Origin of the sequence: Paenibacillus sp. FSL F4-0087 (genome assembly GCF_038020215.1) — a bacterium.
In the GTDB taxonomy this organism is placed as follows: Bacteria; Bacillota; Bacilli; order Paenibacillales; family Paenibacillaceae; genus Paenibacillus; species Paenibacillus taichungensis.
On the sequence record NZ_JBBODJ010000001.1, the window covers coordinates 6,293,251 to 6,311,216 of the forward strand.

General features: G+C 45.1%; 13 protein-coding genes. 7 read left to right on the top strand and 6 right to left on the bottom strand.

Translation table 11 applies throughout. The annotated features are described in order from the left end of the window. Nucleotides 1–84: 84 nt before the first annotated feature. The 5 genes from MHB84_RS28600 to MHB84_RS28620 all read left to right on the top strand — a co-directional run bounded on the left by MHB84_RS28600 (nt 85) and on the right by MHB84_RS28620 (nt 5,027). Complete coding sequence (locus MHB84_RS28600; RefSeq protein ID WP_076288603.1) at nt 85–1,065, top strand: DMT family transporter; 981 nt, start codon at nt 85–87, stop codon at nt 1,063–1,065. A 136-nt stretch (nt 1,066–1,201) separates the two neighbouring features. After that, nucleotides 1,202–2,707: an amidase gene (locus MHB84_RS28605; protein WP_076288602.1), complete on the top strand. Its 1,506-nt coding sequence runs from the start codon at nt 1,202–1,204 to the stop codon at nt 2,705–2,707. A 112-nt stretch (nt 2,708–2,819) separates the two neighbouring features. Then, a complete protein-coding gene (locus MHB84_RS28610; RefSeq protein ID WP_256716779.1) occupies nt 2,820–3,443 on the top strand; it encodes an urea carboxylase-associated family protein in 624 nt (207 codons plus the stop codon). Nucleotides 3,444–3,555: 112 nt separating this feature from the next. After that, a complete protein-coding gene (locus MHB84_RS28615; RefSeq protein WP_076288601.1) occupies nt 3,556–4,182 on the top strand; it encodes a LysE family transporter in 627 nt (208 codons plus the stop codon). Nucleotides 4,183–4,265: 83 nt separating this feature from the next. Continuing rightward, nucleotides 4,266–5,027, top strand: coding sequence for a YqcI/YcgG family protein (locus MHB84_RS28620; protein WP_076288600.1), 762 nt, complete (start codon nt 4,266–4,268; stop codon nt 5,025–5,027). A 19-nt stretch (nt 5,028–5,046) separates the two neighbouring features. Here MHB84_RS28620 and MHB84_RS28625 read toward each other — a convergent pair whose 3' ends face one another. From MHB84_RS28625 to helD, 3 genes are all read right to left on the bottom strand, one after another. After that, nucleotides 5,047–6,393, bottom strand: coding sequence for an amino acid permease (locus tag MHB84_RS28625; RefSeq protein ID WP_076288599.1), 1,347 nt, complete (start codon nt 6,391–6,393; stop codon nt 5,047–5,049). A gap of 327 nt (nt 6,394–6,720) precedes the next feature. After that, nucleotides 6,721–9,570, bottom strand: coding sequence for a glycoside hydrolase family 2 TIM barrel-domain containing protein (locus tag MHB84_RS28630; RefSeq protein WP_076288598.1), 2,850 nt, complete (start codon nt 9,568–9,570; stop codon nt 6,721–6,723). 265 nt (nt 9,571–9,835) lie between these two features. Then, nucleotides 9,836–12,265, bottom strand: a complete 2,430-nt coding sequence (gene helD, locus MHB84_RS28635; protein ID WP_076288597.1) for an RNA polymerase recycling motor HelD — start codon at nt 12,263–12,265, stop codon at nt 9,836–9,838. Between the two features lie 327 nt (nt 12,266–12,592). Between helD and MHB84_RS28640 the strand changes: the two genes are divergently transcribed. Next, a complete protein-coding gene (locus MHB84_RS28640; protein WP_076288596.1) occupies nt 12,593–13,438 on the top strand; it encodes an AraC family transcriptional regulator in 846 nt (281 codons plus the stop codon). A gap of 73 nt (nt 13,439–13,511) precedes the next feature. Here the strand turns inward: MHB84_RS28640 and MHB84_RS28645 are convergent, their stop codons facing one another. The 3 genes from MHB84_RS28645 to MHB84_RS28655 form a co-directional block, all read right to left on the bottom strand. Next, nucleotides 13,512–14,513, bottom strand: coding sequence for an NADP-dependent oxidoreductase (locus tag MHB84_RS28645; RefSeq protein ID WP_076288595.1), 1,002 nt, complete (start codon nt 14,511–14,513; stop codon nt 13,512–13,514). A 203-nt stretch (nt 14,514–14,716) separates the two neighbouring features. After that, the gene (locus tag MHB84_RS28650) at nt 14,717–16,048 is read right to left on the bottom strand and encodes a sensor histidine kinase (protein ID WP_076288594.1); all 1,332 of its coding nucleotides are present in this window, start codon (nt 16,046–16,048) and stop codon (nt 14,717–14,719) included. A 1-nt stretch (nt 16,049) separates the two neighbouring features. Beyond that, the gene (locus MHB84_RS28655; protein ID WP_076288593.1) at nt 16,050–16,736 is read right to left on the bottom strand and encodes a response regulator transcription factor; all 687 of its coding nucleotides are present in this window, start codon (nt 16,734–16,736) and stop codon (nt 16,050–16,052) included. A 177-nt stretch (nt 16,737–16,913) separates the two neighbouring features. Here MHB84_RS28655 and MHB84_RS28660 point away from each other — a divergent pair, with 177 nt between their 5' ends. Then, complete coding sequence (locus MHB84_RS28660; RefSeq protein WP_076288592.1) at nt 16,914–17,948, top strand: DJ-1/PfpI family protein; 1,035 nt, start codon at nt 16,914–16,916, stop codon at nt 17,946–17,948. The last annotated feature ends 18 nt before the right edge of the window (nt 17,949–17,966 follow it).

Genomic DNA, 17,966 nt, shown 5'->3' on the forward strand with positions numbered 1-17,966 from the left:
CGTTTATTTGGTGTATACCAAAACGGGGGCTTTTGTCGATTTTGCCAACTGAAGATTCCGTGTTCTGACGAAGGAGTCCTGAATATGGAAAAGACCCAATCTGCATCAACAGTTTACCACAAGGAACGAAGTAATACCGGATTCTGGCTCGTCGTGCTCGGCGCCGCCCTTTGGGGTGTAGATCCACTGTTCCGTATTATTTTGCTCAAAACGATGACCTCCACTCAGATTGTACTGGTGGAACATATTATTGTCAGCCTTGTGGCAATTCCCGTCTTGTGGAAGTTCCGGGCCGATTTGAAAAACCTGCGTGCACGCCACTGGATAGCCGTGATATTTATCTCCTGGGGAGGATCTGCTCTCGCCACGGTATTGTTCACTCTGGCACTTACGCATAACGATCCCAACACTGTTTTGTTACTGCAAAAGATGCAGCCGCTATTTGCGATTGTTCTGGCTAAGCTGCTGCTGAAAGAAACATTGCCTCGCCGCTTCGGTGGACTGTTTATCATTGCACTTGCAGGAACATACCTGCTCACTTTCGGATTTACCCTTCCCCTTGGCAACTGGGACAATTGGGTTCATGCAGGCAGCCTGTTATCACTGGGTGCAGCTGCGTTGTGGGGCGGTTCAACGGTTATGGGGCGGCTGATGCTGGGGCAAACCCGTTATGAAACGGTCACCTCTCTGCGCTTTGTCGTAGCCTTGCCGCTACTGATCTTTATGACGTGGAACGAAGGTGCTGCCTGGACATTCCCTTCCGCTACAGGTGAACAGGCGGCTGTAGCACTTAATATTCTGGGCCAGGCTTTACTGCCAGGCTTACTGAGTCTTCTCTTATATTACAAAGGGCTCTCTTCCACCAAGGCCTCAGTCGCAACGCTTGCAGAACTGAGCTTCCCGATGGCCGGTGTACTGGTAAACTGGATTGCATTCCGTACATTAATTACATGGGAGCAACTGGTGGGCTTCATCCTCATCTGGATTGCCCTATTCGCCATCTCCAAACAGCAAGAACGATCAGCGACTCCGGCTGACGGTGCACCAAAACTTCGTACGAATTGAATTTTATATAAAAGCAAATCAATTAAGGCACTGGACATCCTTTGAGATGTTCAGTGCCTTTTGTCTTTTCGCTATTCCGGTGGTACGATGACTTATGGAATAGTAGATTAAGTCAATTTAGAGAGGAACGATCATCATGTCTTCATCTTCATCATTTTCATATACATCTTACGATGCCATAGGTTTGGCTGAACTGGTTCGCGCACGGGAGATATCCCCTGTCGAATTGCTGGAAGCGGCGTATGCACGCCTCGAAGAAGTGAACCCGCAGCTTAATGCAGTCATTCGTACATATGAAACACGTGCACGTCAGGAAGCGAGTATAGTTCGTCCGGGAGAGCAGCCCTTTGCCGGCGTGCCCTTGTTATTGAAAGATATCTCTCAATCCCTGGAAGGTGAAATTCTCACCTCGGGTTCTCTTCTTCTCAGTGAGCATCGCGCGCAGCGGAATTCTAATTTCGTTTCCCATTTGCGCGATGCAGGCTTCATTATCATTGGACATACCAATACACCGGAATTTGGCCTGAAAAATATTACCGAGCCCCGTCTTCACGGACCAAGTCGAAATCCATGGAATACGAATCACTCGCCAGGCGGTTCAAGTGGAGGCGCCGCTGCCGCAGTAGCCTCGGGTATTGTACCCCTTGCGGGAGCCAGTGACGGTGGCGGTTCCATCCGAATCCCTGCTTCATTCAGCGGCCTGTTCGGACTCAAGCCTACACGTGGGCGGACACCTGTTGGACCGGGTGTTGGCCGTCAATGGCAGGGTGCTTCGATTGATTTTGCATTGTCTCGTTCAGTTCGCGACAGCGCTGCTTTGCTTGATACATTGCAAGTGATTCAACCCGAAGCTGCGTTCCATGCTCCCCTCTTTCCGGGCAGCTACTTGGCTGATATGAACTATCCTCATCAACGCAAACTGAAAATTGCGTATACTACGGATTCGCCTGTGGGGACACCTGTCAGCGCGGAAGCCAAAGAATCTGTATACAAGCTCGTCCGCTGGCTGGAAGAACAAGGTCATGAGGTTGAAGAAAAGCTGAGTCCGGTTAATGGAGTCAAATTGATGGAGAACTATTACATGATGAACAGCGGCGAAATGGCGGCGATGATCTCATCGATGGAACGTTCTATGGGCAGAGCATTAACCTCTGCTGATATGGAGATCGAGTCCTGGGTGCTGGCTGAAGCCGGCAAAAAAGTATCCGCTGCCGAATTCGTACATAGTCTGGCCGAATGGGATGTTGCCGCAGCTCAGATGTCCACATTGTTTGAACGCTATGATTTTTATGTCACACCTGTCAATGCTTTTCCAGCACCCAAAATCGGCGAATTGACACCTCATGATGAACAGATTCAGCATCTGATGCGTATTAGCGATTTGGACAAGATCCAGCAGCAGCAGCTGATTTATGAGATGTTTGAGCCAAGTCTTACCTACACTCCGTTCACTCAGCTCGCGAATCTGACGGGTCAACCAGCCATGAGTGTTCCTGTGCATCTGACTCCTGAAGGCCTGCCGATGGGTGTACAGATTATGGCAACGAAAGGCCGTGAAGACTGGTTGCTTCATCTGGCTGGTCAGCTGGAAACATCCGAACTATGGGTCGGCATGAAGGGTAATCCACTGTTTCCAGTATAAAAACAGAATACAACCTACATCATTTTCAATGTGAGCCGTATGTTTGCCAAAGTGCATGAAAGCCATGTCAGCTCCGCATACTGAAAGCAAAAACAGCGGAGGAATGTGACGAATGAATATGAATACAACGGAACGCCATAAGCAGTCTGTTCGTATCCCGGCCAAAACGGGTTATGCCGTTAAGGTAAATAAAGGTTCATTAATTCGGGTGACCGATTTGGAGGGGCAGCAGGTCGTTGATTTTGTTGCATATGATGCTCAAAATGCCAATAATCGACTAGATCCAGGTGTAACGATGGACGTTTTGCGCTCCTACCGGATCAAACCAGGACAATCCGTGTATTCCAATCAATATCAACCATTGCTTAAGATCGTTCGCGACACGGTTGGTGTTCATGATTTCTTCAACTCCGCCTGTCGTCCGGAAATGTATGAAGTATTATATGACAAAAAAGATCATGCCAGCTGCTATCATAACCTAAATCAGGCTCTTGAACCGTTCGGGATTTTGCCACCGGATCAGCATTATCCATTTAATCTGTTTATGAAATCGGTTGTAGATGATCTGGGCAAGATTGATGTCGTAGCTCCTGATTCGCGTGCTGGTGATTATGTGGAGATGGAGGCATTGACCGATCTGGTTGTCGGTTTATCCGCCTGCCCATGTGAAGAAAGCTCATGCAACGGATATCATTGTACAGCTATTCAGCTGGATGTAGAGTCCTTATTAGATTAAGCGACGAACAGCTTGTTCTAATTTGCTCCAGACGGGAATACGATGACTTGTACCCATATGTGTGTGACTTACCGGTACAATTCGTCGAACCCGTTAAGGAGTGAACGCGTATATGTCTGTACTGTTTAGTTATATTATTCTGGGAATCTCACTATCAGCTCCAATTGGTCCGATTAATGCCGCTCAGTTGGATCGCGGAGCCCGCCACGGATTTATGCATGCCTGGATTCTGGGACTGGGAGCCATGTTTGCCGATTTGGTGTACATGCTTCTGATCTACTTTGGAGTTGCTCATTTTCTGGACACGCCGTTCATGCGCTCGTTTCTTTGGTCATTTGGCAGCTTTATTCTGGTGTATACCGGTGTGGAAACACTATCTAAGTTAAAAGATGGCATTCAGGCCTCTTCTACAGCAGAAGCGAGGGTTGGGAAATCTTTTGTTTCTGGCTTTCTCATGGCCCTGTCCAATCCGCTGAATATTTTATTTTGGCTCGGTATTTACGGCTCTATTCTTGCTACAACCGTGAAGCATACTGACACCGCTCATCTGCTAATATACAGTTCTGGTATTTTCATAGGCATCCTTGTCTGGGATGTCATCATGGCTGGCATGGCTAGTCGATTTCATAAACGCAGCAACGAAACCGTTTTGCGCTGGATCTCCATTATCTCGGGGATCTGTCTGATCGGATTTGGCCTGTACTTCGGTTTTGAAGCTGTACGATCTATCTTTTTCTGACATAAAAACTACACTGGACAGTCACCCAACGCCATCCGCATTAATACGTTAACGGTATCATGTGGAATGGAGTTGGGGAATCCATGGCAGAGCTGTACAGTGCCGATGAAATAAATGCATCATTCAAAGGTCTGCCCGAATGGCAGCAGAACGCTTATTCAAAATTTTCCAATATGATTGCAGATGAGGGTAATACGTATCCTTGTGTTCCCGGAAGGATGGGTTTTCTCTCAGGACATTTGAGATACGGATTCACCAGGGATCCGCGTACACAAGCTTCTGCTGAAGACATGGCGGAATTACTTAGTCAATATGGACCCGTTTCCCGGGATACGGGACATTACGCTTCTTTGGTTGTCATTTGCGAGACACCGGATGATTTGAGAAACAACACAACGGTGGAGCAGTATCAGTCCTTGTTCTGGGAGATGCTTAACCGGGTAAGTTCACTCGATACTGCCTCCTGGCCTGAACATATTTCAACTGATCCGCATGAAGCCACATGGGAATTTTGCTTTGGCGGGGAGCCTTACTTTTGTTTCTGTGCCACTCCCGCGCACGAGCTTAGAGCCAGTAGGCACTTCCCTTATCTTATGTTTGCTTTTCAACCAAGGTGGGTGTTTGAATCCATTAATGACAACACACCTCTTGGCCGGAAAATGAAAACCTTGATTCGTAAGCGTTTGGCAGCCTATGATGCCGTTCCGGCTCATCCTTCGCTCATGTGGTATGGGGAGCAGGATAATCTGGAATGGAAACAATACTTCCTGCCCGATGACGAGCAGACCCCTTCCAAATGTCCTTTTTTGCGCATGAAGCAAGCCATTAGCAAATTGACGAAATAGCTGATACCAGTCCACCCATTCAAGGCTTTGATGGCTCAGTAGATGGCGAAGATTGCGGTTTTCGTACTTTGTTTACAATGTAAGTAATCAAGGCTATCAATACAACAAGACCTATACTTGCCAGCAGACCTCTTCTGCTGGCTTTTTCCATAGCCGTGCCAGCTACTGCTGCAAGTATAAGGACCATGGCGATCCACACTTTGATGCGATTCCAACTTGTTGGCTTCATTTTCTTGATATACGTGATGCAAATCAGAAGCCAGGTATACATTAATACCAAGCTACCTGCGGTTGTTACATATTCAAATAGGCTCTTAGGCATCCATAATGCCAGGAGAGTAGAAAGGATTAATCCAGCCGCAGTGCATCCTAATGAATATAGGGGCATGTTCTTTTTTCCCCAAGTCTTCGTAAACATCTTCGGTGCATCTCCGTCCTCACCCAGTTTAACCAACATGGACGTAATCGCATAGATTGAAGCGACCATCGTGGAGAATCCTGCGATTATTAAAATCCCATTGAGAATATGAACCACAACCGTAAATCCAATCGATGACATTGCTTTGACGAGAGGACTCTCGTCTGGTGTTAACTTAGCAGCGGGGACCAGTAGCAGGATCAAGGCAATCGCCACAACATACAGCGTACTGACGGTTAACAACATCACTCTGCCTGACTTCACAGCGTCCTTAGGTTCTTTCAGCTTGGCTGCCATTAAACCCATGACCTCAATCCCGGCAAAGGCAAAAAAGGCATAAATAAACCCAGTCCACACGCCTTTTATTTTGTGAGGGAACCATTCATTCGTTATTTTCTGCGGTGTAATCTTCACATCTAACCAGCCAAGACAAGCCGCAGCTGCAATCGCGATAAAAGCAACCGTTGCAGCTAACTTGATTACGGCGAGCACATTTTCTGTTTGAGTTAGCCCTTTGGCTCCCAATGCGGCGATGAACAATCCAATGCATGCGTATACTGCCACAAACACCCACAATGGAAACTTAGGAAACCAAAATTGAGAGAATAATCCGAGCGCCGTTAATGAACTGCCCATGATCAGCATTTCGGAAGACCAATACATCCATCCGCTTCCGAAACCGGCCCATGGGCCGAACGCTTCCCCGGCATATGTTCGAAAAGCCCCTTCTTTCGGATCTTCTGCCGTCATCTGAGCCAATGCTCCAAATACAAAATAGGTCCCCGCAGCAGCCAGCACCAAAAGTACAAGCACGGATAAACCGGACCAATGAATAGCCAGACTTGTTCCGAGGAAAAATCCGGTCCCTAGCGTACATCCTGCTCCAAATAAGGAAAGACTAATCCAGCTCAGTTTCTCTTCTTCTTTTTGATGCACATGGCTTTTCATATGTATCCTCCTTCATGCGTACCCCATTACGGTTTACATATGATGGAGGTTTTATGTCATTAAGGTAAAAAGAAATAAAACTGACTTTTTACTAAGTTTACATAATAATTTTCTTGTTAACTAACTATGTTACTGTTGATTACGTCGATGCTTTTGGGAGTAAAACAGTAGTGACACTTTTAAGCGTCTATAATTAATGAAAACCCTTCGAACTGTAAAAAAAACAGTTTGAAGGGTTTCTTGTTAGTTTCTGAGAACAAACTCTCGTTTAGTATGGCGGATCTGATCGGTGGATGTTTTTGTCACTAAGAACCTGCTATTCAGGTTCTATTTCTTGCCTAACAACTGTTGAAGCTCATCCAGCTCTATCTTGGCTTCCGGTTGGAAGTCCTCACTTTTTACATATTGTGCAAGGCTGTAAAGTAACTGGCGCCCTTCTGTCTGATTAATCAATTTATCATAATTTAGTGCCCCAACAAGCAGCTTACCTTTTCCAACCTGGCATTCAAACAGCAGCCCCAGCTTATGATTACGTTCAAAATTATCGATGGTTTGAACGAAAGGCTGAACATTTTCTGCGACCTTATCCAAAATAATAGACCGTGAATTCATAACGATATGCCACCAAGGATAAGTGGAATACACCTCACTTGGGAAGTGCTTCAATGCTGGGTGTGCGTTATTAATTAGAAGTCCAAGTGTGCCGATGGGAACTTGCTTGTTCATGCTTTCCGAAATGGATCGGAACATCGGATAACACCAGAAATCGGTACAATATGTGCCTTCAACTGAATTATCGTTATCCTCGAGTGTTGGGAGTAACAGCACACTCTCGCCTTTTTCCAGTAAATTAATGACTTCATTGGACAATTCCTTATAAATATAGTCATGTTCAATAGCTGTCACATCATGATCAGGGTATATCCATAGGTCATATTGTTTCCGAATATCGGTACCTGGAATATGCAGGGATAGAGTGATCGGCGTCATCTTTTTCACATCAGGCAGCTTGAACTTAATTTGGCTAATCTCAAACCAAGTTTCTCCAGAGACAAAGGAAATCTCGTCTTTTCCTTGTGCAATTCGCTGATCCGAATCACGCATTTCCCACTCCACAGTATGACCCCTCAATGAATCTGTTCGGTAGTACCTTAATTGAATGTGGGCATTAAAATCTACACCCGAATTGTAGTTAAATTTCTCGAATCGGGCCAGAAGCACTGCATCGGAGCAATACGTTCTCCACTCCTCGGGAGTAACCAGCCCTTTCGAATCCATGAAGGCATCCAAAATACCTACCAGTGCTGTCCCCTGTCCACTAAAGTCCTGAAGATCGAGCAATTGAAATCCTGCCAGATGATTGGATCGAAATGCCGCCTCAAGCTCCTCCTTATAGCAGGCTACTGCAAGTTTGCCAGAGCTTTTGAAAAAGGGTTCAGCCAGATGTCCCATTCCTTTGGATTGCAATCGTTCCCGAAACACCTCGAAGTTTTTTGCCTTCAGCGATCCGGTATACTTCTCGATCTCTTCATAATTGGGATACATGGCATATTGTCCAATCTCATGGGAGATGACGGGTAGATGTGGAATGAGTTGTTGTTCAACAGAAGCGGCTTTCACGGTCTTGGCTTCCGTGCCATATTGAATTTGAATTTCAGATTCTTCTGCTTGAATTCTCTCATTCTCTGAAACTGTTCCAACGGGCAAAATCATGTCGTCGTAGTCCTTCAGAGTACCAGGCACGTCGGTTTGAACATGACCCAACGGTGCATCACACATGGCATAAGAGCCGCGGAAAAGTCTATCTTTGGAAAAACGTACGCCACAGTAAAAATCTTCTTCCTCTAGAATCAGCGGAGTGAACTGAAAATTGTTTGAACCCTGGGTGTACAGAGGGCGTGGATCAAATGCTCTATACGCTTTGATAATGGCATTCAGTCTTTCTTTACTGCCCCAAAGTTCATTACCGAGTGACATCATTACAAAAGAAGGATGATTCCCATACGCCTTGAGCATGGCAAAGCCTTCTCGAATGAGATAGTCCTGTTCAGCCTGATTATGCTGTGGGTCAAGTTCATCCGTGATTGTTCCCCAAAATGGCAATTCAGGCTCCATATAGATGCCAAGCATATCTGCAGCGGTGAACGCTGCTTCAGGTGGACAACAGGTATGGAAACGATAATGATTTATACCATATGATTTGGAAATGCTCAGGATTCGCAGCCATTCATCCACATCGGTTGGCGCGTAACCTGTAAGCGGGAAGATTAGACCATCATGTTTTCCACGAAGAAGGGTCTTTCGACCGTTGATGGTAAAAGCATCTCCATTCGCTTCAAAATCTCGCAGTCCTGTTATGATTTCAGTTGTATCCAGCACATCGCCATGTTCACCCATCAGAGTAAGGGTCAGCACATACAGATGTGGGTCAGAATCACTCCAGAGCAATGCGTCGTCTCCCATCTTGTAGAGCACATTAACTTCGTCCTGCCTACATGGATAGGTTTGCTCATTCACCACATGATCTCTGTCTGATGCCACATATCCATAAGTCTCTTTTAAGAGTGGCTTGAAGGTTTGCGCAGTAACGGACAATACAGTACCTGGTATCGATTTGGACAATGTACTTGTAATTCTGAATGTTCGCTCTGTAGCATTGGGATAGATCTGTACCTCACCCAAGTGCACGTCGTGGTAAAAATGAAGCTCCAGCTTCCCGGTAATTCCGTTCCAGTTGGTCTGAGTATCAACGGATGTAAGATGACCGCCTTTCGTCGGATAGTCCGTATTATCGACCCGAATGGTGAGGGTGTGTTCTCCCTCTGATAGCCCTTCCGGCAAGATATACACATGAGGGGTGTTAAGACTATCCTGCGCTCCAACTTCTTCACCATCGACCCATAACTTGGTTATGCGCGTGCGTTCCAGATACAAACTGCATTTCTTGCCAGCAAGCGTTGTAGGTATTTCAATCTCCCTTTTCAGCCACACCCATCCTTCATATGAATATTCATCAGTCAAAGACCCGATGTGAGCCACATCATTCTTTCTTCCTTTGCGCGCATGAGAAGTCGTGTTCGGCAGCGTTATGGTATCGTGAAATGGACCTTGTACGCCTTGTTTATGTTCATCCAGTTGAAGCTCCCAGCTTCCCTGCACGTTCATTTTGGTTAACATGATCTTAGCTCCTCTATACTTTATGTATGCAATCTATTCTTCTGGTTACGTATTTCTATTATATAACTGTAATCTTAGTCCACCCATATAATAAAATTTATGCTGAGTATAACAATATGGAAATAATCCAAAGGTTATCGCTGACAGGTTCGTCTCTATAATGACTTAGAAATCCAAAAAAAAGTCGCCTAAAAGGCGACTAGTGTTACTTATTTAAGTAGTTCAATTCTCATACGCTGCTAGATATCAGACAATGCGAGCATGTTTACTCCGCTGTATAAACTTCTGATTCCTCATACAAATCTGCTGGCAAGGCCTGTATGAAAGGTGACCAATCGCCCGTCATGTACAGATGAAGCCGATGCATAGCTCGCGTACACGCCGTATAAAGCAGTTTCCGTTCATTGTCGCGACCATAAGCTCCAGACGAAGCATCATAGACCAAGACTGCATCAAACTCAACACCTTTGGCAAGGTACACAGGGATGACCATTATACCTTTTTCGAAATTGAACGTTTCCTTCGTAACGAGCTGCAACGCTTCGCCTCCTTGAATCTGTAACGATTCATAGGCCTTATGGCTTTCGGCGGCGGTCTTCGTAATAATAGCGATGGAATCAAATCCCTCGGCTCTTAGCGACGCGATATCTGCCACCATTTGTGCATCCAGCTTCTCTCTGTCGTTGCTTCTCGTCAGCAGGGGCTTTAGGCCTTTTCTTTCAAAGGGTACAATTTCATCTCCTTCTGGAAGCATCGCTCTTGTAAATTCAACGATCTCCTTCGTAGAGCGATAACTGCGTACTAGGGAGAAAAGACTTGTTTCGGCTTCACCGTAGAGACGGACTAGTGGTGAATCAGCTGCGGCTAAATTAGTAGCCTGTGTGAAGATCGCTTGCCCGAAATCGCCGAGCACGGTCATACGAGCTCGGGGAAACAGCTTTTTGAGATATTCATATTGAAATGTTGAATAATCCTGACCTTCATCAACAAAGACATATTTAATTTCCGTGTTTGTCCGAACACCTTCAATCATTTCTTTTACATACAAATAGGGAGTCGCATCCTCATGGAACAACGCGTTCTGGAGCAGGCTTTCCTTGGTTTGACTGCATATCTCAGGCCATAGCGTGGGGATAAACGTAGCATTCGTTTTCTCCCGATAAGCGGCTTCGTCAACAAACAAATCGCCATATATACCTTTGATATCAACAAACGAGAATTTCTTGATACCTTTTCTTAGTGGGTTAAAACGTTCTTTCACGATCTTGCAGCCGAGCAGCTCCTCTTCCTTCTGGGCAAAATCAAAATCGCCTTCATCTTCCCGACGCTTGTTGCTTATTTTCTCGCGAATTTGGGCGTACTGTTCCGCGATATCAAATACTTCCTTATCTTTATGCAACACTTCGAAAATATCCGCATACTGATCATTGTCCAGATAATTCAATTCTTCTTGTACCCACGATTCTTCACGTTCTTTGCGTTCCAGCGAAGCCAACTCTTTCAGCAGCCATTCCTGTAAGAGTACAACACGATTTAGCAAGTGCAGGGAACGATCATAGCCGTAAAATTTGGCTCTCATTTGCTCCGCAGTAATCAAATCACGATTTCGAAACCGAATGCTGTTGAATCGCATGCCTTCCTGCCCCAGCCAGTTCCCATAGTTCTGCAAGGCTTGCAGAAAAGCATCGGAGGCTTTATATTCAATCCCCTGAAGCCGCGCCTCATAGCCCGGAGCTCCATGCGAGGTTAGTACATATTCAATCTGATCAAAGACATCCTCCGGACGTAACGAAGAGCCAAGCCAATAGTCGAGAAATTGTTGAAAAGTGGTCTGCTGCATATTATCTTCGCCGAGCTCCGGAAGGACAGTGGAAATATAACTGCCAAACATCGGGTTCGGTGAGAAAAGGACGATCTGATCAGCACTAATCGTCTGGCGGTGTTTGTATAATAAGTACGCCACCCGCTGTAAAGCTGCGGAAGTTTTACCGCTACCAGCTGCTCCTTGTACGATTAGCATTCGGCTTGTGTCATTACGGATAATGGCGTTTTGTTCCTTCTGGATGGTTGCCACGATACTTTTCATTTGTGAATCTGCACCTTTGCCGAGCACTTGCTGCAACAATTGGTCTCCAATCGTTTCGTTTGCATCAAACATATTGCGGATTTCTCCGTTATGGATCTGAAATTGCCGTTTCAGCTCCATTGTGCCATCGATTCGCCCGATCGGTGTCACATAGGACGCTACGCCAGGGGAAGAGTCGTAGTACATGCTCGCGATCGGTGTACGCCAATCATAGATCAGAAAGCTCAATCCGTCTTCGTCGACAAAAGAAGATACGCCGATATAGATCTGATCGGGGAGGGCCAGACCTTTCTCCTGAAAGTCGATGCGGCCAAAATAAGGGGACGGGAGCAAACGCTTCATGTTATTCCATTGCTGTGCCAACCGCATGTGACCCCGTTCCCGCTCGGCCAATACCGCGGACTGCTGGTTAATGGTATAGAAAGTCTCTTCGAAATCTTCGTGGGTGCTGGTATTGATCGTCACTTCTTCCCAAAAGCGCTTGCGAATTTCCGAAGCCTGGTCACGCATTCCGGCAACCTCTGGCTCCAATTCTGTGATTCTGGCCTGCAGTTTGCTTCTTACAGACTCTAGACGTTCCTGTTCCAGCTGCCAATCTTGTGTTTGCATCTCTCCGAACCACTCCTTTTCCTATTTTTGGGATGAAAAAGAGCATTGACAAATCAAAATTCCAGATGTAAAATTAAAGTAGGGATAAAAATAAGTACATATTTTCATTTTGTTTGTCAATGGCGCTAACGATTATATCATAGCGTTATTTTTCGTTCAATTCTTTTTTTCGAAAAAAGATGGCCTTTGAATTCATCAGGGGTCATCTTTTTTCGTGTGTATTGGGTTTCCTCTCCCTCTTTCCCTAACCGGACAAATGAAAGCACATAATGACAGGTTCTTGAATCAGTCTTCATCTATTATAGGAATCAAGGAGTGGTTAACCGTATGAACTGGATCGAATCATTACAGGCAGCTATTGCATATATGGAAGAACATTTACTCGAAAATATGACTATGGAGCAAATTGCAGCTCAAGCTCATATTTCTCCCTTTCATTTTCAACGTACGTTTGCCTTATTAACTGATGTTACGGTAGCCGAATATATCAGACGAAGACGGTTAACATTGGCAGCCAATGAACTGATACAGAGTGATCAGAAAATCATTGATCTGGCGCTCAAGTATGGTTATGACACTCCTGAATCTTTCTCCAAAGCTTTTCGTAGACAGCACGGAATTGCCCCCAGTGAAGCGCGTAAGAACAGTACTTCTATCAAATCGTATAATCGTTTGGTTATTCAATTAAGTCTAAAAGGAGCAGAACCGATGAATCACAGAATTGTTGAACAAGCTGCGTTTACATTAGTAGGGATAAAGCAGGCTTTCTCTTATATCGATGGGGAAAACTTGCGAGGCATAGCCAAAATGTGGCAGGATGCGTATACGAGTGGTACAGAAGATCGTTTATTTGAATTGAATAATGGTGTAATTCAAGGATTGTTAGGTGTCTGTGTGGATCAGAACGAAATCCAGGAGAAGCAGATGGAATATTGGATTGCTACGGCTTATGATGGTGAAGTGCCTGAAGGATTATCATCCTTCACAATTCCAGCTTCTAAATGGAGTGTCTTTGAAGTTGAAGGTCCGATGCCAGAAAGTATGCAGCGTTTATGGAAGCAGATTATTTCTGAATGGTTTCCTTCCAACCCTTACGAGCATGCGGGTATACCTGAACTTGAAGTATATTCAGGACCTCACAAGCCGCCACAAATCTGGATACCGATAAAATAAAGAGAATGAGAATTATAGTATCCGTTCTTGCCCTCCATTCGGACAAGAACGGTATACATCTCCATTGAACACTTCACTTCATTTTAACGATGACCTTTCCCTTGGCACTTCCACCTTCAAGATACTGAAATGCTTGCCCGACATCCTTGAAATCATAAACCTTATCAATCACTGGTTTAATGAGACCTTCTTCCAAGTAACCCTTTATTCGCTCTAATTGCAACCCGCTTGGTTTCATAAACAGAAAATGATATTTTGCTTGGTTTTTCTTCTCAAGAGTTGTTATCTTATGGCTCACAATCGATAGCAGTGTGGTCTTTAACCAACCTAAGTTGGCTTCTCGCCCGAATCTCGCGTTCGGCAAACCGGAAATAGATACTATTTTCCCATTCGGCTTAAGTACTTGGAAGGATTTTTCCAGCACCTCGCCTCCTATCGTGTCATACACCGCATCATATCCCGACAGTATTTCTTCAAAATTTTCTTTACGATAATTGATAATACGATCGGCACCAAGGGATTGGACCAATTCGTAACCTCTATCACTGGCAGTAGTGGCAACATAAGCTCCCATTAATTTGGCCAACTGGATGGCGAACGTGCCAACCCCTCCTGATCCTGCGTGAATCAAAATTTTTTGGCCTTTCTGAAGGTTCAAAATATCGTAAAAGGCTTGATATGTCGTAAGACCGACCAGTGGTATGGATGCTGCTTCTTCAAAGTTTAAGTTTTGGGGCTTCAGAGCGATGTCTTCTTCATGGACAGCAATGTATTCAGTCAAAGTTCCAATTCTGTCTTTACGAGGTCTTCCATATACCTCATCTCCAGGTTTATAAGCGTTTACCTGTTTACCCACCTTGACCACAACACCGGAAAAATCATTTCCAAGGATCAATGGCATCTTGTAATTCAGTAGGAGCTTTACCTTCCCATCCTTTATTTTAAAATCAATCGGATTTAAGCTTGCTGCATGGATTTCCACCAATACATCATGATCTCCGATTTGAGGAATAGGCATTTCTTTCTGTATCAAGGGAACATTCTTCCCGTATTTCTCAATTACCATGGCTTGCATTTAAATCACTCCATTACGTTTAAGAGTTTAAACATATGAACATATTATATCTAACACGTTAACAAATCAAGCATAATATCGTGATATCCAGACTGGAAGCTGGGATAAGGCTTACCTCTCTTCCAGTCTGGAGTCAAAATCCATCATAATATGCGTTAAATAACATACCCTAATCTTAGGAGACAAGGACCGCTCAAATCTTTTTAATTCGGGTCAGTTAGCGGTAAACATCCTGTCAGAACTGCTCCACCGTCAGGGTGGTTACTTACCATAAGTTCGCCTCCATGTTGCTTCATCATTCGTTGTGAGATCGTTAATCCTAATCCACTGCCTCCAGTTGCACGACTTCGAGACGTTTCCCCACGATACAGAGGTTCAAAAACTCGCTCTAATTCTTCGAAAGAGAAACCAGGTCCAGTATCACGGATTGTAAACCTGATTTTCTTGCCGTCTTTACAGCATCGGACTGTTATTGCGCCACCTGATGGCGTATATCTAACGGCATTCTCCAATATATTGTTCATCGCACGCTCCAATACATACGAATCTCCGTTAATAAAACAACCGTCAGTTAATTGGTTTAAGATAGAAATATGTTTCTGCTCAGCTTGTGGACTCACACTCTCTATCGACCTTCGGAGGATCTGTGTTAAATCTAGCGTTCTTGTGTTAAGTTCACTTTCCAAGTACTCCATTTTTGTAAAAGTGAAGAGGTCCTCAACCAATCGATCCAATTGAGCGGATTTCTCTTTGCATACGGCAATATATCGGGTGACCTTCTCCGGTGACTGAGCTATTCCTTGTTCCAATCCATCCAAATACCCCCGCAAGGCAAACAACGGTGTGCGTAAATCATGTGCAACGGCTGCGGTGACAAATCTGCGTTCTTCCTCAAGCTCCACTTGTTTACGGTGGGATTGTTCAAGCCCCTTCACCATAACTTCGAATCCATCACGGACTTCGGCAATTTCCGTGATTCTGGATTTAGGTAATTGGACTTCCCAATGTCCTGCTGCAATTTGTCTGGCCGCCTTGCTCATTTTCTCAAGAGGTTTAAGAAGGAATCTTCTCATTTCAATTCCAACCACAAAGAAAGAAAGCAGCAGTCCGAAAAATGCAGCAATCATTGGAACTCCGTTGGATTTAGGCAGATAAAGAACAACCCTCCCCAGCAATTCCCCATCCTTTATGACAGAGAACTGTTCGGTCGACGAGAATCGACTGTGACGCTTCGGGCTGGAACGATATATTTCCGAATTGGACGCAGATTCAATCTCCACATCCATCTTTGCTTTGCTCAACTCAGTATGAAGTTCGTTTTGCCAACCGGTATCCGTCCATTTATCCGTACCAACTTCAATCATGTGGATCATCTCAGTGAGATGTCTTTGCAGCGTTTCATTTTGCTGTTGGCTTGTAGAGATGCTAAACGACTGAGTGTCCATAAAGTGAGCCGTGACAAAAAAGATCCAAGGCAATGTAAGCAAGAAGAATAAACAAAGCATAGTAAATGTACGAATACGGAGTTTTCTCATGTTACACTCCCTCAAAACGGTATCCTACTCCCCACACGTTGATGAGGAATTGTGGATGGTTTGGATCGGATTCAATTTTTTCGCGAAGCCGGCTAAGATGTACCCGAATGGTATGCCTGTCGCCTACACCTTCCCAAAACTTTGCAAGCAGTTGTTCATAGGAGAAAACCTGCCTCGGGTGCTCCGCAAATAATCGCAACAACTCATATTCTTTAGGTGTAAGCTCGACTTTTCCCCCTTCGACCAGGACTTCTCTTGCAGTCAGATTTAACTGGATACGTCCATAATCCAAGATCTTCCTTTCCATGGGTTGCCTGGAAGTAGTGCGCCGTAACACGGCTTTCACTCTGGCAACAATTTCCCCAGGCGAAGCCGTTTTGACGATATAATCATCTCCTCCGAGCGTAAGGCCACGGATCTTGTCCACATCATCACTGCGAGCACTCAAGAAAAGGATTGGAACATTGCTGTCCCCTCGAATTCGACGGCATAGCTCAAATCCGTTTTGTCCCGGCATCATAATGTCCAGTACAATGCAATCTATGGAATGCTGTTGCAGTATGGCCCAAGCTTGTTCCGTATCACAAGCAGTCTTTACGTGAAATTGGTCATTCTCTAGAAAGTCCCTTAATAGCTCGACGATGCTCTGATCATCATCTACAACAAGTATCGTATGATACATACTCATGCTTATCCCACCTCTGCCATCTAGTTTATCATTTTTTCTTCCTTTACCAAGTCGAGACTAAATTCTGTGATGATTTGTTTATCGTTTTGTGACCTTTTTAGGACTTCCTTTGAGATATTCGTTTGTTACGATTCTAACTGTGAGTACAGACGACTTAAAGATAAGGGGATGGATGAAATGTTAACTGTTCAAATCGTGTTATTTGATGGCTTCGACCTATTGGATGCCGTTGCACCTTACGAAGTATTTTGCGCCGCTTCCATGCATACCGACAACGCCGTAAGAGTAGAGATGGTCACGGCTGAAGGTCCAAGACCAGTGACTAGTGGTATGAATGGTTTGACAATTGAAGCGAGCAACACTCTTGACCCGGAACGTGGGGGTATCATACTTGTGCCTGGTGCAGCCGGTAATGTTGAAGGAGATGGTCCAGACTCGATTCCTGCCATTCTTGGTAAAGCCATGAATACGGAATTGACTACAATGATCAAGACAGCTCTCGACCACAAAGACATCTTAGTCGCTACAGTCTGCGGTGGTTCCCTCTTGTTAGCTATGGGAGGACTCCTGGAAGGAAGATCTGCTGTAACACATCGTTTGGGTATGGATTTACTTGGTGCGACTGGGGCAATTCCTGTCCCGGCACGCGTAGTGGATGATGGTAATCTGGTTACTGGCGGCGGTGTGACCTCGGGGCTTGATGTTGCGTTGTATCTGGTCGAACGTGAACTGGGACCACGTATCGCACACGAGATAGAGCAGTTGTTTGAGTATGAGCGTAGAGGAACCGTTTGGAGAGCAAAGGGCATTGCGCCCACCACTCACAAGTCGTTGACGGACAACGAACCGAACATTGTAATGAATCAAACGGTAGTGACCTCTGGCATACTGCTTAATGAGAACACTCAGACAACCGTCTTTAATGGGAATTGGGACACAACAATCGCTACACCTGTCGGTAAACTGGAGGTCAAACTCTACATAAAGACAATTTCTGGTGTGATTCAGGGCACGGCAACACAAGGTAACGAAACAATCCCATTTATGAACCCTGTACTCTGCGACAACAAGTTGACCTGGAGCCTGTCAATTACTAAACCTATGCGTTTGAATCTGAAATTCGAAGTTGCCGTGGATGGAGATAAAATGAATGGAATCGCTAAGGCTGGCCTTCTTCCTGCTTCCAAATTAACAGGAAAACGAATAAACTAGCCTGGTTAGCTATGTGCA